The organism is Methylomonas koyamae, assembly GCF_001644025.1.
Taxonomy (GTDB): Bacteria; Pseudomonadota; Gammaproteobacteria; order Methylococcales; family Methylomonadaceae; genus Methylomonas; species Methylomonas koyamae_A.
Window position 1 is genome coordinate 13,220 of record NZ_LUUK01000213.1, and the last position, 17,895, is coordinate 31,114.

The 17,895-nt window shown below is 57.6% G+C and carries 22 protein-coding genes; 9 read left to right on the plus strand and 13 right to left on the minus strand.

Translation table 11 applies throughout. The features are described 5' to 3' along the window. The first annotated feature begins 5 nt into the window (after positions 1-5). Both A1355_RS21245 and A1355_RS21250 read left to right on the plus strand, forming a co-directional pair. Positions 6-1,595, plus strand: coding sequence for a sensor histidine kinase (locus A1355_RS21245; RefSeq protein ID WP_064031285.1), 1,590 nt, complete (start codon positions 6-8; stop codon positions 1,593-1,595). A 47-nt stretch (positions 1,596-1,642) separates the two neighbouring features. Next, positions 1,643-2,323, plus strand: a complete 681-nt coding sequence (locus A1355_RS21250; protein WP_064031306.1) for a response regulator transcription factor — start codon at positions 1,643-1,645, stop codon at positions 2,321-2,323. Positions 2,324-2,596: 273 nt separating this feature from the next. On the opposite strand, the gene A1355_RS21255 is transcribed toward A1355_RS21250, so the two are convergent. The 13 genes from A1355_RS21255 to nifV all read right to left on the minus strand — a co-directional run bounded on the left by A1355_RS21255 (position 2,597) and on the right by nifV (position 10,889). Beyond that, positions 2,597-2,908, minus strand: a complete 312-nt coding sequence (locus A1355_RS21255; protein ID WP_064031286.1) for a hypothetical protein — start codon at positions 2,906-2,908, stop codon at positions 2,597-2,599. A gap of 513 nt (positions 2,909-3,421) precedes the next feature. Beyond that, the gene (locus A1355_RS21260; RefSeq protein ID WP_064031287.1) at positions 3,422-3,868 is read right to left on the minus strand and encodes a SoxR reducing system RseC family protein; all 447 of its coding nucleotides are present in this window, start codon (positions 3,866-3,868) and stop codon (positions 3,422-3,424) included. Between the two features lie 6 nt (positions 3,869-3,874). Next, positions 3,875-4,405 carry a flavodoxin gene (locus A1355_RS21265; protein ID WP_064031288.1) on the minus strand — a complete coding sequence of 177 codons (531 nt, stop codon included), beginning with the start codon at positions 4,403-4,405 and terminating at the stop codon, positions 3,875-3,877. A 24-nt stretch (positions 4,406-4,429) separates the two neighbouring features. After that, a complete protein-coding gene (grxD, locus tag A1355_RS21270) occupies positions 4,430-5,056 on the minus strand; it encodes a Grx4 family monothiol glutaredoxin (protein ID WP_064031289.1) in 627 nt (208 codons plus the stop codon). A gap of 61 nt (positions 5,057-5,117) precedes the next feature. Further along, a complete protein-coding gene (gene clpX, locus A1355_RS21275; RefSeq protein ID WP_064031290.1) occupies positions 5,118-6,413 on the minus strand; it encodes an ATP-dependent Clp protease ATP-binding subunit ClpX in 1,296 nt (431 codons plus the stop codon). Between the two features lies 1 nt (position 6,414). After that, entirely contained in the window at positions 6,415-7,275 is an 861-nt protein-coding gene (gene nifM / locus A1355_RS21280) for a nitrogen fixation protein NifM (protein WP_064031291.1), read from the minus strand. Between the two features lie 2 nt (positions 7,276-7,277). Continuing rightward, positions 7,278-7,757, minus strand: a complete 480-nt coding sequence (locus A1355_RS21285) for a nitrogen fixation protein NifZ (RefSeq protein ID WP_064031292.1) — start codon at positions 7,755-7,757, stop codon at positions 7,278-7,280. Continuing rightward, positions 7,754-8,068: a nitrogenase-stabilizing/protective protein NifW gene (gene nifW, locus A1355_RS21290; RefSeq protein ID WP_064031293.1), complete on the minus strand. Its 315-nt coding sequence runs from the start codon at positions 8,066-8,068 to the stop codon at positions 7,754-7,756. Before nifW ends, A1355_RS21285 begins: the two co-directional genes overlap by 4 nt. A gap of 5 nt (positions 8,069-8,073) precedes the next feature. Beyond that, positions 8,074-8,202: a hypothetical protein gene (locus A1355_RS26460; RefSeq protein WP_269454770.1), complete on the minus strand. Its 129-nt coding sequence runs from the start codon at positions 8,200-8,202 to the stop codon at positions 8,074-8,076. A gap of 73 nt (positions 8,203-8,275) precedes the next feature. Then, positions 8,276-8,809 carry a hypothetical protein gene (locus A1355_RS21295; RefSeq protein WP_064031294.1) on the minus strand — a complete coding sequence of 178 codons (534 nt, stop codon included), beginning with the start codon at positions 8,807-8,809 and terminating at the stop codon, positions 8,276-8,278. Beyond that, entirely contained in the window at positions 8,809-9,588 is a 780-nt protein-coding gene (gene cysE, locus A1355_RS21300) for a serine O-acetyltransferase (RefSeq protein WP_064031295.1), read from the minus strand. The genes A1355_RS21295 and cysE overlap by 1 nt, the downstream gene beginning before the upstream one ends. Beyond that, complete coding sequence (locus A1355_RS25875; RefSeq protein ID WP_175463626.1) at positions 9,585-9,752, minus strand: hypothetical protein; 168 nt, start codon at positions 9,750-9,752, stop codon at positions 9,585-9,587. The genes cysE and A1355_RS25875 overlap by 4 nt, the downstream gene beginning before the upstream one ends. Before the next feature lie 12 nt (positions 9,753-9,764). Then, positions 9,765-10,889: a homocitrate synthase gene (nifV, locus tag A1355_RS21305; RefSeq protein WP_064031296.1), complete on the minus strand. Its 1,125-nt coding sequence runs from the start codon at positions 10,887-10,889 to the stop codon at positions 9,765-9,767. A gap of 309 nt (positions 10,890-11,198) precedes the next feature. On the opposite strand from nifV, the gene rsmA reads away from it, so the two are divergent. The 7 genes from rsmA to A1355_RS21340 form a co-directional block, all read left to right on the plus strand. After that, on the plus strand, positions 11,199-11,993 hold the full coding sequence (gene rsmA, locus A1355_RS21310; RefSeq protein WP_064031297.1) for a 16S rRNA (adenine(1518)-N(6)/adenine(1519)-N(6))-dimethyltransferase RsmA: 795 nt from the start codon (positions 11,199-11,201) through the stop codon (positions 11,991-11,993). Positions 11,994-12,134: 141 nt separating this feature from the next. Next, positions 12,135-12,773 carry an adenylate kinase gene (gene adk / locus A1355_RS21315; RefSeq protein WP_064031298.1) on the plus strand — a complete coding sequence of 213 codons (639 nt, stop codon included), beginning with the start codon at positions 12,135-12,137 and terminating at the stop codon, positions 12,771-12,773. A gap of 72 nt (positions 12,774-12,845) precedes the next feature. Continuing rightward, positions 12,846-14,252: a 3-isopropylmalate dehydratase large subunit gene (leuC, locus tag A1355_RS21320; RefSeq protein ID WP_064031299.1), complete on the plus strand. Its 1,407-nt coding sequence runs from the start codon at positions 12,846-12,848 to the stop codon at positions 14,250-14,252. Between the two features lie 2 nt (positions 14,253-14,254). Next, positions 14,255-14,899: a 3-isopropylmalate dehydratase small subunit gene (leuD, locus tag A1355_RS21325; protein WP_064031300.1), complete on the plus strand. Its 645-nt coding sequence runs from the start codon at positions 14,255-14,257 to the stop codon at positions 14,897-14,899. 12 nt (positions 14,900-14,911) lie between these two features. After that, positions 14,912-15,994 carry a 3-isopropylmalate dehydrogenase gene (leuB, locus tag A1355_RS21330; protein WP_064031301.1) on the plus strand — a complete coding sequence of 361 codons (1,083 nt, stop codon included), beginning with the start codon at positions 14,912-14,914 and terminating at the stop codon, positions 15,992-15,994. Positions 15,995-15,998: 4 nt separating this feature from the next. After that, complete coding sequence (locus A1355_RS21335) at positions 15,999-17,021, plus strand: aspartate-semialdehyde dehydrogenase (RefSeq protein ID WP_064031302.1); 1,023 nt, start codon at positions 15,999-16,001, stop codon at positions 17,019-17,021. A gap of 70 nt (positions 17,022-17,091) precedes the next feature. Beyond that, the coding region (locus A1355_RS21340; RefSeq protein ID WP_331710129.1) for a FimV/HubP family polar landmark protein at positions 17,092-17,895 on the plus strand (804 nt) is incomplete at its 3' end.

The window sequence follows — 17,895 nt, forward strand, 5'->3', positions numbered from 1 at the left end:
CCGCCATGTTTCGCCGCCGCCTGACGCTGGTCATCGCCATCTCGTTCGGCTTCGTGCTAACCATGGGCGGCACGATGTTCTGGGAAACGAATCAGGTCGCCGGTTATTTCCAACGCAGCCAACGCGCTTACGAGGCCTTCGACCATTATCAGCGCCTGTCGCTGGAAGCTTACCGGCATTTTAAAGAACGGCTGGACCGGTTGATAACCGACAGCCCGGCCGCCCAAGCCGGCGTCGACACCTCCAAGCAACACCTTTACGACGCGGTTTCCGCGTTACGCGCGACGGCGGTCCAACCCTCGGCGGAGGACCGATCAGATTGGTCCGGCAAATCCGCGGAACTGGAGCGCGTCGCCCATTTCACCGCCTTCTTGGACGCCAGCAAATACCGTTTCGACGAAGTCGAGCGCTTGCGCCAACAAGGTAAGCGCGAAAAAGCCACCCAGTTGCTGTCCAAATTTTCGGAAGAGGAAATCGACGGCAAATTTCAACCCTTGATCGACGTCGCGATCAATGCGGAGCGTGCCAAGGCCGACAAGGCCCGCGAGGAATTGGAAGCGTTGGTCAAACGCTCGCGCTGGCTGGCGATCGGCAGCGCCCTGCTGGCTGCGGCCTTCAGCCTGACATCTGGCCTTTACTTGATGCGCGGTTTGCGCAAGCCGCTGGAAGCCTTGATGGCCGGCACCAACGAAATTGCCTCCGGGAATCTGCGCTATCGGCTGGCGCTGGACAGCGGCGACGAATTTGCCTACCTGGCCAAACATTTCAACCAAATGGCCCAGGAACTCGAACGCCAGCAGGAAAAATTGCGCAAGGGCCGATCCGTGCTGGAACGACGCGTCGCCGAGCGCACGCAGGAATTGCGCCAGCTCAACGAAGAACTGCAAAGGCTGGACAACGCCCGCCGCGAATTCTTCGCCGACATCTCCCACGAACTGCGCACGCCGATCACGGTAATCCGCGGCGAGGCCGAAGTCACGCTGCGCGGCCGCGAACGCGATCCCGAAGAGTACCAAGACGCGCTACACCGCATCGTCGAACTGTCCGAACAACTGGGTAAATACGTCAACGATTTGCTATTCATGGCGCGCGCCGAAACCACGATGATGCAGTTCGAATGGGATGGGCTTGACTTCGCCGAATTGATCGGCGGCGCCATCGAAGATTTTAAAGTCATGGCCGAGGAGAATGCCTTGTCGGTATCCCTGCGCCTGCCCGATCACCCCGTATGGGTCCGCGGCGACAAACAACGCCTGCGTCAGGTGTTGTTCATCCTCGGCGACAACGCCTGCCGCTATTCCAATCCCGACGGCCATATCGCCGCCGCGCTAGTGGTCGAAAACGGCGAAGCGGTGTTTAGTCTCAGCGACCAAGGCATCGGCATTCCGGCCGGCGACCTCGAGCGCATCTTCGACCGCCACTTTCGTAGCGAAAACGCGTTACACTCCCGCGACGACGGCACCGGCCTAGGCCTGCCGATGGCGAAGTCGATATTGAAGGCCCACGGCGGGCGGATCTCGGTCAGCAGTACCGAGAGCGCCGGTTCGACGTTTACGATCGCTCTTCCCTTGTCCAAGCAATCCCCAACTGGCTAGCCATGAACGAAAAAAACCAATATACCCCCTCCCCCGAAAACGGCTATATGCGAATCCTACTGGTCGAAGACGACAAGCGCATCGTCGACTTCGTGCAGCGCGGCTTGAAAGCGGAAGGCTATGCGGTGGAGCGGGCCGGCGGCGGCCAGGAAGCGATATTGTTGGCCGCCGAAGGCGGCTTTCAAGTCATTATTCTCGACCTGGGCCTACCCGACATGAACGGCCGCGAGGTTTGCGAGCGGCTGCGCGAAAACGGCGTCGAAACGCCGATTTTGATGCTAACCGCCAAGGATACCGTACAGGATAAAGTCACCGGCCTGCGCGCTGGCGCCGACGATTACATGACCAAGCCCTTCGCTTTTGAAGAATTATTAGCCCGCATTGAGGCCTTGATGCGGCGACGCGGCGGCGAATTGAAAGTGGACGCCAAGGAATTGCGCATCGCCGATCTGACGCTAAACGGCGAGACCCACGAAGTCCGCCGCGGCGATATCCCGATCGAGCTGACGCCCAAGGAATTCGCATTGCTGGAATGCTTTATGCGCATGCCCGGCAAGGTACTGAGCCGTACCCGTATTCTCGAACAAGTCTGGGGATATAGCGCCGACCCGCTGACCAATGTCGTGGACGTCTACATCCGGCAATTACGCCGAAAAATCGACGACGACTACGAACCCAAACTGTTGAAGACCGTGCGCGGCTTCGGTTACAAGATGGACGCATCCTAGCCGCGATACTCGCGCCAGCCCGCCCGGCGCGATTGGATATTCGACGCGGGTTGATCGGTTGAAGAGTGTTTTCCGTAACTCACGGTCATGACCCTAAGCAACGACAATTCGCCGAAACGATGTTAGCTCTACTAAAAACCGCTTTCCGTCATACCGTATGCTTAAAAGACCTTTAGAAAGCATTAGGTAACACCCCGGTAGAGCGAGCCATCCACACAAAAAAGGGCCGCGCGGCAAAAGCCGGCGACCCTTTTCTCCGCCTAAACGTGGCGTTTAACGGCCACCGGCCAAACGGCTTTCCAACTCCGACGCGACCAAAGCGTCATAGTGGCGTTGCAGCATCGAATCGGTTGGACGCGGAAACAGCGTCGCTTCAATTTCGGCTTGCAACTGTGCCAGAAAATGGCGTTTTAAAACCGAATCTTCCGGTACCAAAATACCGGAAAACTCCGTCACGGACTCGCTGACCTTGGCTTTCGCCGCTACCGCCGTTTTGGATTGCGCGAAAATCGTGCAGCCCAGCGGCGCAAACGCGCAAACCGCCACCACCAGCATTACCAGGGATACCATCAACACTTCGATCATTTCATCACCTCTACAACTGAGCTTACACCGACGACGAACCACGTCCCTCGTCCGCCGCAACGCTGAAAATCCGGGATTTTCAAGCCTCTGTTAAGCAATTTAAGTGCCATCAAAATCAAGACGATAAAACCCGCTTATATACAGGGTTTTAACCGATTTCGTCCAGAAATCCGGCGTCGAGTTCGAGTGCGGTGTCCAACAACACAACAATTTACCCATGGATTTGTCGCGCCCGCGACAATTTTCGACAGTCCGCACATGAAAGCGAGGCGCTTGCAAAGCGCTTTTCACCAATCTTGAGCGGTACGCGTTCGCCAACTTGGCTTTGCACGATAAAATCCGGCGACTATCGATCATTCCAACTTGAATTGATCTAAATCCAACGGGTTCAAGGAGTAGGATGACGCGCAGATTAATATTCGAGCGCCCGGCCGTTGGCATGCCGTTTACCCGAAAAGGCAAAACGCCAAGATTTTCGGAGCGAGGATAGGAATTCGAGAGGAAAGCCAACGATCAGGCTTCGCCGGCCAATTTGCGGATAATTTGAGGTCGAAAACAGAGTTGCAGCAACAACAGATTTTGCGCGCGGTGTATCAGCCAGAAACCAAGCAAGAGCGTGGACAGGGCAATTTCCGGTAACCAAACATCGATCAGCGCGGCCGGTATTAGCCATTGCGCCAGCCCTAGCCCCCCGAACATCAGCAATAGCGGTAGCAAATACAGTAACAGCGAAGTCAACACCAAATGACTGTCATCGATCGCGACGACGACCCGATCTCCGGCTTGCAGGGCCAGTTCGGAATCGACGGCGAATTCACGCTTGGGTAACACTTTTGCCAACGTTGCGGTCCCGCACGACTGCTTTTGCAGACAAGCGCCGCAGGCACTGGTTTGCAGGCTTTTGATCCAAGGCCGTCCGTCAAGGCCGACTCGGGTCACCACAGCCTGTTCTTCGATCATGGGCCGTTATGCCCAGGCTGAAGAAATCGAATCCAGCCAAGCGGTCAGACGACCTTCGCTCAACTCTTTTTGATTGTCTTCGTCCAACGCCAAACCGACGAACTGGTCGCCCATCAATGCTTTGGATTTTTTAAACTCGTAACCTTCGGTACTGGTAAAGCCTACGATGTTGGCACCGGCGTCGGCGAACGCATCGTACAAAAAGCCCAGCGCATCGACGAAGTGGCCGGGATAGCCTTCCTGGTCGCCCAAGCCGTACAGCGCGACGGTTTTGCCGCTGAAATCCGCGCCGGTGACGGTCGGTAGAAATTCTTCCCAGCTTTCGTTGTCGTGACCCGCGCTCATGCCCGGCAATTCGCCTTCGCCATAGGTTGGCGAGCCCAGGATCAATACATCGTAAGCCAGCAGGTCATCGACCGAAGCTTTGTTAATGTTAACCGGTTTGTCCGCGACATCGCCCAGCTTGCTGGAGATTTGCTTGGCAAACTTGCGGGTGTTGCCGGTATCGGTTCCAAAGAAAATGCCTACTTTTGCCATATGGTTTACTCCTTGTTGACGAAATTAGAGTTGAATTTGCAGCAAGCCCGGATTGGCGGCCGGTTGCTGCGCGGCTTGTTGTTCCGGCGTAAACGTCTTCAGCGTCACCGCGTGCAGACGGCCGGAAGCCAACGGTTCGCTCAGGGTTTCCATGACGCCTTGGTGTTGCTTAATCATAGTCTGCCCGGCAAACAGTTCGCTGACGACGACGATACCCAAGTCGCAGCCCTGGCCCTCGATTTCGATTTTGGCGCCGGGATAGGCGCTCAGAATCAAGGCTTCGACTTCGGAATGGGTAATGGTTTGGCTGGCGGCAACCGGATCGGCCGGCGTCACCGCCGCTTGCAGCAACGGTAGCAAGCTGCCGTCGTTGTACATCGATTCCACGATGTCGGCCCCACCAATCAGTTCGCCGTTGATGAATAATTGCGGAAAGGTTGGCCATTTCGAGACCGAAGGCAAACGCTCGCGAATGAACGGCGCTTTCATCACGTTAACGTAGGTAAACGGCACCTTGGTTTCATTCAAGATACCGACCGCTTTCGCCGAAAAACCGCATTCGGGCGCGCTGGGCACGCCTTTCATATAAATAATCACCGGGTTTTCGGCCAATTGTTGCAAGATCTTTTCTTTGGTGGTTTGAGTGCTCATAAATTAAGTCTGATTGAATTGGGAATAAGGACGCCGGCCAAGTGGCCGGCGTCCTTGGCGGTTAGCCCGCCGACGAGCGTTGCAAATCGGGTTCGTCCGGATTGTCGCGCTCGACCACCTGAATTTCCGCTTCGCCGCGGATGACTTCGGCATTGACGATACAGCGAGTCACGTTATCCTTGGATGGCAACTCGAACATGGTTTTACGCAAGACGTGTTCCATGATGCCGCGTAAACCGCGCGCCCCGGTATTGCGGGCGATGGCTTTCTCGGCGATTTCCACCAAGGCGTCTTGGGTCAGCTCCAACTCGACGTCGTCGAAGGCGAACAATTGCTGATATTGCTTGACCAGCGCGTTTTTCGGTTCGGTCAACACCTGAATCAACGCGTCGACGTCCAGCGGTTCCAGCGGCGCCAAAACCGGGAAGCGGCCGATGAATTCCGGAATCAAACCGAAACGTTTCAAATCGTCCGGCTGGGTGGCGTTCAACATCGCTTCCAGGGTCGGCTTGTCGTCGGGATTGCTGACTTCGGCGTGGAAGCCGATCGCGGTTTTCGGCGGTTGCAAGCGTTTTTCGACGTGCTTTTCCAAGCCGGGAAACGCACCGCCAGCGATGAACAGAATATTGCTGGTATCGACCATCACCGAATCGCTGCCGCTGTGGTCCTTACGGCGACCCTTGGTCGGCACCTTGACTTGCGAGCCTTCCACCAAACGCAGCAGCGCTTGCTGCACGCCTTCGCCGGACACGTCTCGGGTACCGAAGGCTTGCTCGGGACTGCGGGCGATTTTGTCTACTTCGTCGATGTAGACGATACCCCATTCGGCCTTGCTGATCTGGCCGTCGGCCACGTCCAGCAAACGTACCAGGATGTTTTCGACATCGTCGCCGACGTAGCCGGCCTGAGTCAGCGTCGTCGCATCGGCCACCGCGAAGGGCACGCCGACGATTTTCGCCAAGGTACTGGCCAACAGGGTTTTACCGGTGCCTGACGGACCTATCATCAAGATGTTGGATTTGCCGATTTCCACTTTCGGGTCGGCATCACCCAAACCGCCGGTTTTGCTGGTCTCGTGCTTGAGGCGCTTATAGTGATTGTAAACGGCGACCGACAGAATTTCCTTGGCCAAATCTTGCCCGATCACGTATTGATCGAGCATTTTTTTCATTTCCTTGGGCTTGGGCAACGGGCCTTGCATGTCGGCCAGTTCCTTCTTCTTGCCCCAGCTGGAAACCACCTGGCTAGCCAACGTAACACAGGCTTCGCAGATGTAACCTTCGGTGCCCGCGATCATAGGCACCGAGGCTGACGCTTCTATGCCGCAAAACGAACAATGCTTGGGTTCTTTTACCATGTTAAACACTCCTCTTGATTGCGGGCAGACTGGCCAACCAAGTGCGCTGGCAGTTTCTGCGATAACGATCCTGCATGATTTGCTGAATCTTTGGGGTTGCTTTCTTCAACGACAGCGTTTCCGCCGGGATGATTTTTAGGCATTGAATCACGTGAAAGCCCATTTCGGTCTCGACAACATCGCTAAAGCCGCCTTCCTTAAGCGCGAACAAGACCGCGTCGAGTTCCGGATATAACACACCGGCCGCCACGGTACCCAGCTCTCCGCCTTGCATCGCGGTCGGACACTCCGAATGCTTCAAGGCCAGATCGGCGAATTTATGCGGCTTGCGATGCAGCGTTTCGAGTACCTCGGTCATCCGCTCCAGGGCTTTCTCCCGAGTGTTTTCCGGAAAATCCGGATTGATGCTGATCACGATATGCCGAGCCTTGCGTTGCTCGGGTTTGTGAAATTTCTCGGGATGCGAGTGGTAGAAAATGCCGATCTCGACCTCGTTAACCTTCGGCGCCCGCGCCGCGACGCGCTCAAGTACCGTATTGACCCGACATTGCCGATGTAAGGCGCTTCGCAACGCCTGTTCGTCCAGATGATTGGCCTCCAAGGCCGCGATAAAACCGTCTTCGTCCTCGAAACGACCGCGCACGTCCTGATAAGCCCTTTCCAGTTCGATATCGGAAATCACCACCCCGGTGGCCTCGTCGGAGCTCAACACCCGGTTCTCGATTTCGAATTCGTTGCGGGCCTGTATCTCGACTTGCTTCAACTGTGGTTGCTCAAGTTCGGCCGGCGCTTTCTTGAACAGGTTCAACGCCGCTCGCAGCAAAGTATAGGGCTCTATTTTGACGTCCGCCGTCTGGTTCATCGTTACTCCTCCGGTTCTCGGAACTTGCTCGGATCGGCCGGTTCCAACACGCTCTCCGGCACTTGCAGGGTTCGGCCGGGAAAGCGCACGTGGTATTGCAAGGGTTCGGTTTCGCGCAGCACCTTCAATATCTCGCCGTCGCTACCCTTGGCGGCGATGACGTTGCCTTGCACGCCCAGGTCTATCGTGCATTTGACCTTGTCGCGAAACTCGAAGCGACTGGGCTTCCAAACCGCGTCGGCCGAGATCAACTCTTCGGCCCGACAACCGACCATGCGGCCGTGGTTCAGGAAGTGCACGGTGTAAATCACCTGGTCCTGCAAAAAAGTGCCGACTTCGATGACGTTGCCGACACTACCCCGCCGTATCAGCAAGTCGCCGATTTCCATGCCGGGATAGGTGCCATCGTTGCGCACGTTACGGGTGACCCGAACGGCTTCGCCGAATTCGAAGCGTTCTTCGTCGAAGCGTTCTTCTATCATGTTTTTATATCGCCCAGTGATACGAATACGGTTTGCGGTTCCATCATCTTGAAGACTTTGAAAACCTTCTCGGTTTGCGCGTCGGAGCCGACGAAATCGCCGTAAGCGCGTTGCAATAGTTTTTTATACACTTCCCGCATCGCGTCTTCGTCTTCCGGCATGCTGCTCTTGGCTTGGCTCAGATAATCGTGGAAACGTTGCAAAATGTGCAGCCGATTAACGTGAACCACGGTCGCGTCGTATTCCAGCCCGAAATACACCAGGAAGTCCTCGGCGGCTTCCATCTCTTCCATTTCTTCTTCAAAACTCATCAGAATTACCTCATCGATAACGGGAAATCGACACCAGGCAGCGCCGCATTGGCGCCAGTCAGGTATACGACCAATAAAATCAATAACATCGTCGAGGTCTGCGCTAAAAACGGATCGGATTTTCGTTTAATCACGGCATTCACCTTCAGGTTGAGTGAGCGAAACAATATCGCCCAGGGTTATTTACTTCCGTCGCGGGGGCTATGCTTACCCGAACACGTCCGGCAACCGAAAAATACCTTCGGCCGCTTCCTGGCGCCGCACCACCAATTCCAATAAGCCTTGCGCGCCGATCCGGTCCTTATCGTCCAAGGCCACCAGTTTTTCGAAGATAGCCCGGCTCAACTCGAGATTTTCCAGGCGCATGTTCAAAAATCCGATCGACTTCAACGTAAACAGGTAGAAGCGAACGCGGGTCAATAATTCCTTAGGCGCTTCGGTAACATGGCTACGTTCCAGTGCTCGCCAATCTTCCGGGAAATCGATGCCGGGCCGAATCAAGGCCAGCGCCCGCTCCGAAATGATCAAGGCTTCCGCCAAGCGGTGCTGGTAGTAGTAGAAACGATTCAACGAAACCAAAACGTTCAATGACTCGGGCGCCCTCAGGAAGGCTTGCAATAGCGGCAACTCCGCATCGCCGTTGGCATAGCGCTCGGACGCATATTTGATCAAATCCTGCACTTCCTGAGAGTCATCCTGCTCGTAATACAAATCCTGAGCGTCGAACTGTAACAAATCCATTATTTGCCACCCGCCGCGGTTCGCAGTTTGACCGGCGATTCTTCGCCGTGGCAAACCCCTTCCGCCTCGCAGCTGCCGCAGGTTTCCTCGGCCACCACGAAACGTTTCTGATTGTTTTCCAGCTCGTCCAAACGCTCGACCAGACAGTTGATGGCTTTACCGACCGGATCGGGGACCAGGTGGTGATCCAAATCGATACCGCGCGGATCTTGAATCTTCACGCCTTTTTGCTGAATGATCCGGCCGGGAATCCCAATCACGGTACAGCAGGCCGGTACGTCCTTGATGACCACGGAGTTGGCGCCCACCCGGACATTGTTACCGAGCGTGATCGCGCCGAGTATTTTGGCGCCGGCTCCAATTAGTACGTTGTCGCCGAGCGTCGGGTGGCGTTTTTCCTTGTTCCAAGTGGTACCGCCCAAGGTCACGCCGTGGTACATCGTCACGTCGTTACCAATTTCGGCGGTCTCGCCAATCACGACGCAAGCGCCATGATCGATGAAAAAGCGCTTACCTATCGTGGCGCCCGGATGGATATCGACGTTGGTCAGCCAGCGGGCGAACGCAGCCAACAATCGGGCCGTCAACTTCCAGTCGGCCAACCATAAACGGTGAGTGACCCGGTACAGCAATACCGCATGCACGCCGGGATAGGCCAACAAGACTTCCAGCCAGCCGCGGGCGGCGGGATCGCGAGCGAATACGCAGGCCACGTCTTCCCGCCAATCCCGCCATAAGCCGGGTGTGGCAGCGATGCGGGAGGGCGAGAAGAACATCATTTTGCTAAGCTCCAAGTCGTTTTACCCGGCATTGGCACGCCCGGCACCCGGAAAAAGGTCCCCGGATAACGATCGTCCGGCGCTTCGTCCCGAGGCAAATTGCTAACCGGCGCTTCCACTTTACCGTTGACCGGCACGGCTGATTTTTGACGCTTGCTACTCATCGGACACCTCGCTTATAGGCTATGTAAAAACAGATTCAGATCGGCCGATTGCGGCGCGCGTTTGTTGACGCTGACGAATTGCCGGATCATCGGCAGCAGGCGGCCGGCCTGCCAGCGGTTAATCTGGATACCAAGCTGCCGGTAGGCGTGGACGACGCCCTGGCTACCGGAATGCTTACCCAGCACCAATTGATGACTGCGGCCGACCAACGCCGGATCGACACCTTGATAGTTCGCGGGATCTTTCAACAAGCCATCGACATGGATGCCGGCTTCGTGACTGAACACATCGCGACCGATCAGGCTTTTGCGGCTGCCTATCGTGTCGCCGGACGCGGTCGCCACTCGATGAGACAAGGCCGGGAAATTGCGTAAATCGACGCCGGACTCGATACCGTACAACTGCTTCAGGCCGACCACGACTTCTTCCAGTGCGGCGTTGCCGGCGCGCTCGCCCAAACCGTTAACGGTGGTATTCACGTGAGTCGCTCCGGCTAGCGCGGCGGCCAAGGTGTTGGCGGTCGCCAAACCCAGATCGTCGTGGGCATGCATTTCGATGTCCATGTCGGTAACGGCCCGCAGCTTGCGAATCGCGTCGTGAACGCCGAACGGCTCCATCACGCCGACGGTATCGGCGAAACGGATGCGGCAAGCGCCGGCGGCTTGCGCCGCTTCGGCCATTCGCGCCAGGAAATCGCTATCGGCGCGGGAAGCATCCTCGGCACCGACGCAAACTCGCATGCCGGCATCCAGCGCCGCCTTGACGCAACGATCTATCGTCGCCAACACCCAGGCGCGGCTTTGTTTCAGTTTGTGCTGAATGTGCTGGTCCGAAGCCGAAATCGACAAATCGACGGTATCGACACCCAAGCCCAAACAGTGTTGTAAATCTTCCTGACGCATCCGCGACCACACCAGCAAATGACTGGACAAGCCCAACGCGCCAATGGCTTTGATCTCTTCCCGCTCTTGCTCGCCCATCGCCGGGATGCCGATTTCCAACTCGGGCACGCCTAGTTCGGCCAGTTGTTTGGCGATATTCAGCTTTTCGTCCAGCGAGAACACGACACCGGCCGACTGTTCGCCGTCGCGGAGCGTGGTATCGTCGATTACGATGGAACGAGCGGGAAATGTCATGCTGGAACCTCGATACAAATCAGCAACAATTCGGTGATTTGGGCTTAACCTCACCCTTGCTAGGCTTAAAGCAAAACACTTGCCAAGTGCGTAAATCCAGGGATTTTGCGGACTTCCCCGGCCGCTTGGCGCAACACCGACATGACAAGCCGGCCGGCGGCGAGAAATTTGTCGCAAACCTTACAAATGCCCCGCAACGACCTTCCGCCCACTCTCTACATTGCCCGCGGACCAAGCAAATGCCCTACAATCTCCGGCTTTGCGGCCGCGAGGCCGACACACTCCGCCACCCTCGACTCCGCATCGCCCATGACTCACCAGCCCCGTAAACGCTTCGGCCAAAACTTCTTGCACGATTCCGCGATCATCAACAATATCTTGGCGCACGCCCACCCGGCAGCCGGCGAGCACTGGGTCGAGATCGGTCCCGGCTTGGGCGCGCTGACCAAACCCTTGCTGGACAGCGGCATCCGGCTCGACGTCGTCGAACTGGACCGCGATCTGGTCGCCCGCCTGCAAAAACAATACGCCGGCCGCGCCGAACTGACGATACACAGCGCCGACGCCCTGACTTTCGACTTCGCCGCGCTCGCCCAACCCGGCGAGAAGTTGCGCGTCATCGGCAATCTGCCCTACAACATCTCGACGCCGCTGATGTTCCATTTAGTGGAAAACACCCGTTGTATCGAAGACATGCATTTCATGCTGCAGAAGGAAGTCGTCGAGCGGATCTGCGCCGAGCCGGGCGGAAAACAATACGGCCGCCTCAGCGTGATGATGCAGTATTTCTGCGAAACCGAAGCGTTATTCGACGTCCCGCCGGAAAGTTTCGATCCGGCACCCAAAGTGATGTCGGCCATCGTCCGACTGGCGCCGCACGCACAAGCTCCGGTCGACGTCGCGAACTTCCGCAATTTCTCGCAACTGGTCGGCCAGGCCTTTACCCAACGTCGCAAAACCATTCGCAACTCGTTGAAGGGCTTAGTCGGCCCCGAACTGTTCGAGCGACTGGACATCGACGCCAATTTACGCGCCGAGTCGATCTCGCTGGCCGAGTTCGCGCGACTGGCCAACCATGCCGATTTCCAAGCAGAAAATCCTTGACAAGTTTTTAACGGCAAGCCCAGTCAATTGCGATAAAATGCCGGGTTTTTTAACGGCGGACTCGCGCCACGCCGAAACCGTCAATCCTTTCCATCTTTTCCCAGGCAAGACCCGCCTGATTCATGCTCCGGAGTCATAGCTATGCGTATCATCCTGTTAGGTAGTCCAGGTTCAGGTAAAGGCACCCAGGCCCAGTTCATCACCGAGAAATATGCGATTCCGCAAATCTCGACCGGTGACATGTTGCGCGCCGCGGTCCGCGAAGGTACGCCGCTAGGTCTGGAAGCTAAAAAAGTGATGGACGCCGGCGGTCTGGTCTCCGACGACATCATTTTGGGACTAATCAAGGAGCGCATCGCCCAAGCTGACTGCGCCAACGGCTTTCTGCTGGACGGCTTCCCACGCACTATCGCTCAAGCCGAAGGGCTGGCGAACATGGGTGTTGAGCTGGATTACGTGGTCGAAATCGCCGTCGACGACGAGGAAATCATCAAACGCATGAGCGGCCGCCGCGTGCACCCGGCCTCGGGCCGCAGTTACCACGTCGTGTTCAATCCGCCGAAAGCCGAAGGCATCGACGACCTTACCGGCGAAGCGCTGATCCAACGCGACGACGACCGGGAAGACACGGTGCGCAAGCGCCTATGCGTCTACCACGAACAAACCAAGCCGCTGGTCGGTTTTTATTCTGCGCCGGGACAATCCGCCAAATTCGCGTCGATTGCCGGCGTCGGTTCGGTGCAAGACATCACCGACAAATTGTTCGCTGCATTGGCGTAGGGTACGCACCGCGTACCTTCCAGCTTGAATTCGGTACGCATTGCGTACCCTACAGATAAAAGAGAACCCGCGATGGCAGGTAAAACCTTATACGACAAACTCTGGGACGATCACGTCGTTCACACCGAAGACGATGGCTCGTGCCTGATCTATATAGACCGGCAATTGCTGCACGAAGTGACTTCGCCGCAAGCCTTCGACGGTTTGCGCCTGTCCGGCCGCAAGCCTTGGCGCATTGCCCGCAACCTGGCGGTCGCCGACCATAACGTGCCGACCAGCGACCGCCACCAAGGCATCGCCGATCCGGTATCGCGCTTGCAAGTCGAAACCCTGGACCGAAACTGCGCCGAATTCGGCATCACCGAATTCGACATGAACGACTTGCGTCAAGGCATCGTCCATGTCATCGGCCCCGAGCAAGGCGCGACGCTGCCCGGCATGACCGTGGTTTGCGGCGACTCGCACACCTCGACCCACGGCGCCTCGGCGGCGCTGGCCTTTGGCATCGGCACCTCCGAAGTCGAACACGCGCTGGCGACCCAATGCCTGGTGCAAAAGAAAGCCAAGAACATGCTGATTAAAGTGAACGGCCAAGCCGGTCCGGGCGTCACCGCCAAGGACATCGTGCTGGCCATTATCGGTCGGATCGGCACCGCCGGCGGCACCGGTTACACGATAGAATTCGGCGGCGATGCGATCCGCGCGCTGAGTATGGAAGGCCGCATGACAGTCTGCAATATGGCGATCGAGGCCGGCGCCCGCGCCGGACTGGTGGCGGTCGACGATGTGACTATCGACTATTACCACGGTCGCCCCTACTCGCCCCAAGGCGATGACTGGCACATGGCGGTGCGCTACTGGCAAAACCTGCATTCCGACGCCGACGCCAAATTCGACAAAATCGTCGAATTGAACGTCGCCGACATCAAACCCCAAGTAACCTGGGGCACCTCGCCGGAAATGGTGGTGGCGGTCGATGCCGCCGTACCCGACCCAGCCGCCGAGAGCGATCCGGTCAAACGCGAAGGCATGTTGCGCGCCTTGCAATACATGGGCTTGCGGGCCAATCAAAAAATTACCGACATCCCGGTCGATCGGGTCTTCATCGGTTCCTGCACCAACTCGCGCATCGAAGACCTGCGCGCCGCCGCCGCGGTCATTAACGGCCGCCGCAAGGCCGATTCGGTCAAGCAAGTGCTGATCGTGCCCGGCTCCGGCCTGGTCAAACAGCAAGCCGAAGCCGAAGGCTTGGACAAGCTCTTTACCGCCGCCGGCTTCGAATGGCGCGAGCCCGGCTGCTCGATGTGCCTGGCGATGAATGCCGACCGCCTGGAAGCCGGCGAACATTGCGCCTCGACTTCGAACCGCAACTTCGAAGGCCGCCAAGGCTACGGCGGCCGCACCCACTTGGTCAGCCCGGCGATGGCTGCCGCTGCCGCGATCGCCGGCCATTTCGTCAATATCGCGGAGGAACGCTAATCATGCAGGCCTTTACCACCTTAACCGCCTTGGTCGCGCCGCTGGACAGGGCCAACGTCGATACCGACGCAATCATTCCCAAGCAATTTTTGAAATCGATCCGCCGCGCCGGCTTCGGCCCCTACTTGTTCGACGAATGGCGCTATCTGGATCGCGGCGAACCGGAGATGGATTGCAGCCAGCGGCCGCTGAATCCGGATTTCGTACTGAACCAGCCGCAATATCAAGGCGCGCAAATCCTGCTGACCCGCGAGAACTTCGGCTGCGGCTCATCGCGCGAACACGCGCCATGGGCCTTGGAAGATTACGGTTTCCGGGCCATCATCGCACCCAGCTTTGCCGATATTTTCTTCAATAATTGCTTCAAGAACGGCGTCCTGCCCATCGTATTGCCGGCGGAAACGGTTGACCGTTTGTTCAAGGAAATTGCGGACGGCTACCGATTGACCATTGATTTGCACGAGCAAACCATCACCACGCCCGGCGGCGCGACGATCGCGTTCAGCGTGGATGAAAACCGCCGTTTCCGCTTGTTGAACGGCTTGGACGATATTGGTTTGACCTTGCAGCATGCCGACAAAATCAAAGCCTACGAGGTCGAACGCGCCAAACGCGCTCCGTGGCTGTTTCAGAACGCTTCAGTTTAGATAGGTAGATAGATGACTAAAAAAATCGCAGTATTGCCCGGCGACGGCATAGGCCCGGAAATTGTTGCCGAAGCGGTGAAAGTGCTGAGCTTTCTGAACGCCGACATGGGTTTGGGCTTGAGTTTTGAAAATGCGCTAGTCGGTGGCGCCGCCTACGACGCCTTCGGCACGCCGCTGCCCCAGCAAACCCTGAACCTGTGCAAAAATGCCGATGCGGTGCTGCTCGGCGCGGTCGGCGGGCCGAAATGGGAGCCGTTGGCTCACGCGGTGCGCCCGGAGCGCGGCCTGCTCGGCATTCGTTCGGAACTGAATCTGTTCTCGAATTTGCGGCCGGCGATTCTCTATCCGCAACTGGTCGATGCCTCGACGCTGAAGCCGGAAGTGGTGTCCGGCCTGGACATCATGATCGTCCGCGAGCTGACCGGCGGCATCTATTTCGGCCAGCCGCGCGGGGTGCATGTCGCCGAAAACGGCGAGAAAGTCGGCATCAATACCAAAATCTACAGCGAATCGGAAATCCGCCGTATTGCCCATTCGGCCTTCAAGATCGCCCAAAAACGTAACAAGAAGTTGTGTTCGGTGGATAAGGCCAACGTGTTGGAAGTCACCGAACTGTGGCGCGGCGTGATGACGGAAGTCGGTAAGGACTATCCGGACGTGGCGCTGAGCCACATGTACGTCGATAACGCGGCCATGCAATTGGTGCGCGCGCCCAAGCAGTTCGACGTGTTGGTCACCACCAATATGTTCGGCGACATTCTGTCCGATATCGCCGCGATGCTGACCGGCTCGATCGGCATGCTGCCGTCGGCCTCGTTGGACGCCAATGCCAAGGGCATGTACGAACCGATCCACGGCTCGGCGCCCGACATCGCGGGCCAGGGCATCGCCAATCCGCTGGCGACGATATTGTCGGTGGCGATGATGCTGCGCTACACCTTCAATCGCAACGATGCCGCGGAGCGCATCGAGCAAGCGGTCAATAGTGCGTTGGACAGCGGCGTCCGCACCGCCGACATCTACTCGGAAGGCACGACCAAAGTCAGTACCTCCGGCATGGGCGACGCCGTCCTCGGCGCGTTGAAAGGAGCTTAAGACTATGGCAAAAACCTATGATGTTGCCGTCGTCGGCGCCACCGGCGCGGTCGGCGAGACGATGATAGAAATCCTGGAACAGCGCAATTTTCCGGTCGGAAAAGTCTATGCGCTGGCCAGCGAACGCTCCGCCGGCAAGCGCATTCCGTTCAAGGGCGGCTCGCTGGTCGTCGAAGATCTGGCGACTTTCGATTTTTCCAAAGTCCAAATCGGCCTGTTCTCGCCGGGTGCCTCGGTGTCTGCCGAGTACGCGCCGAAGGCGGCCGCCGCGGGCTGCGTGGTCATCGACAACACTTCGCAATTTCGCTACGACGACGATATTCCGTTGGTCGTGCCCGAGGTCAATCCGGAGAAAGTCGCCGATTACAAAAATCGCGGCATCATTGCCAATCCGAACTGTTCGACGATACAAATGCTGGTGGCCTTGAAACCAATCCACGACGCGGTCGGCATCAGCCGCATCAACGTCGCGACCTACCAAGCCGTGTCCGGTACCGGCAAGGAAGCGATCGAGGAGCTGGCAACTCAAACCGCTAACCTGCTCAACGCCAAGCCGATCGAACCCAAGGTTTACCCCAAGCAAATTGCCTTCAACGTGTTGCCGCAAATCGACGTGTTCATGGACAACGGCTACACCAAGGAAGAAATGAAAATGGTCTGGGAAACCCGCAAAATCATGGGAGACGACAGTATTCTGGTCAACCCGACGGCGGTGCGGGTACCGGTGTTCTTCGGCCATTCCGAAGCCGTGCACATCGAGACCAAGCAAAAGATCAGCGCCGAGCAAGTGCGCGAACTGCTGAGCAAGGCTCCTGGCGTGACCCTGTTGGACGAACGGGCGAACGGCGGCTACCCGACCGCGGTAACCGAGTCGGCCGGCAACGACGATGTGTTCGTCGGGCGCATCCGCGAGGACATTTCCCACCCGACGGGAATCGACCTGTGGGTGGTCGGCGACAATGTCCGGAAAGGTGCCGCGCTTAACAGTGTGCAGATCGCCGAGGTTCTGGTAAAAAGTTACATCTAGGCTAACCTTAGCCCATGTCCAACCTGCGATTCCGCCAGTACCGAGGTATATACCAGTGAAGGAAAGCAATGTGCGCCATTTTACTAAGACTTTAGCGGTTGTTTCCCTGCTGGCCCCCGTCAGCGGTCAATCGCTGGGCATTGGCGACATACAATTGCACTCTTCGCTGAACCAAAACCTGAATGCGCAAATCCGCCTAAGCGTCGCCGACGGCGAGAACCCTAGCGACGTCTCGGTCAGATTGGCGCCGCCGGAAAAGTTCGATCAGGCCGGCGTACCTTGGAATTACTTCCTGTCCAAGCTTCGTTTAGAACCGGTGGTACAGGCCGACGGCGGCATCCTGGTCAAAGTCACAACCCGAGAAGTCGTCACCGAACCTTTTCTGGATTTCCTGCTTGAAGTCACTTGGCCGCAAGGCAGTATGACGCGAGAGTTCACACTGCTGATCGATCCGCCCACCAGCTATAATCAAGCGGTCCTTCCGGCAGTCGATGCGACGCCCTTCAGCGCCGAACCTCTGGAGCCCGTGCAACGACCAATACGTAGCGCGCCGCGAAAGGCGATCCGCAATGCCGCCCTCCCCGAACCGACACAACCGATCGCGACCGACGGCGAGTTCGGCCCGGTGCAACGTTCCGACACCTTGTGGAGCATCGCGACGCAACTCAGTGAAGAACGCGGCGTATCGGCGCAACAGATGCTCAATGCTTTGTACAAAGCGAACCCCGGCGCTTTCAACGGCAATATCAATTCGCTGAAGGAAGGCGCGGTTCTGAAAATTCCGGCGGCCGACGGCATGGCGCAAGCCCAAGTGAAACAGCCGCGCGCCGAAACCGCGAAATCCAGCGCCCGCAAGCCAGCCGAAGCCACGACC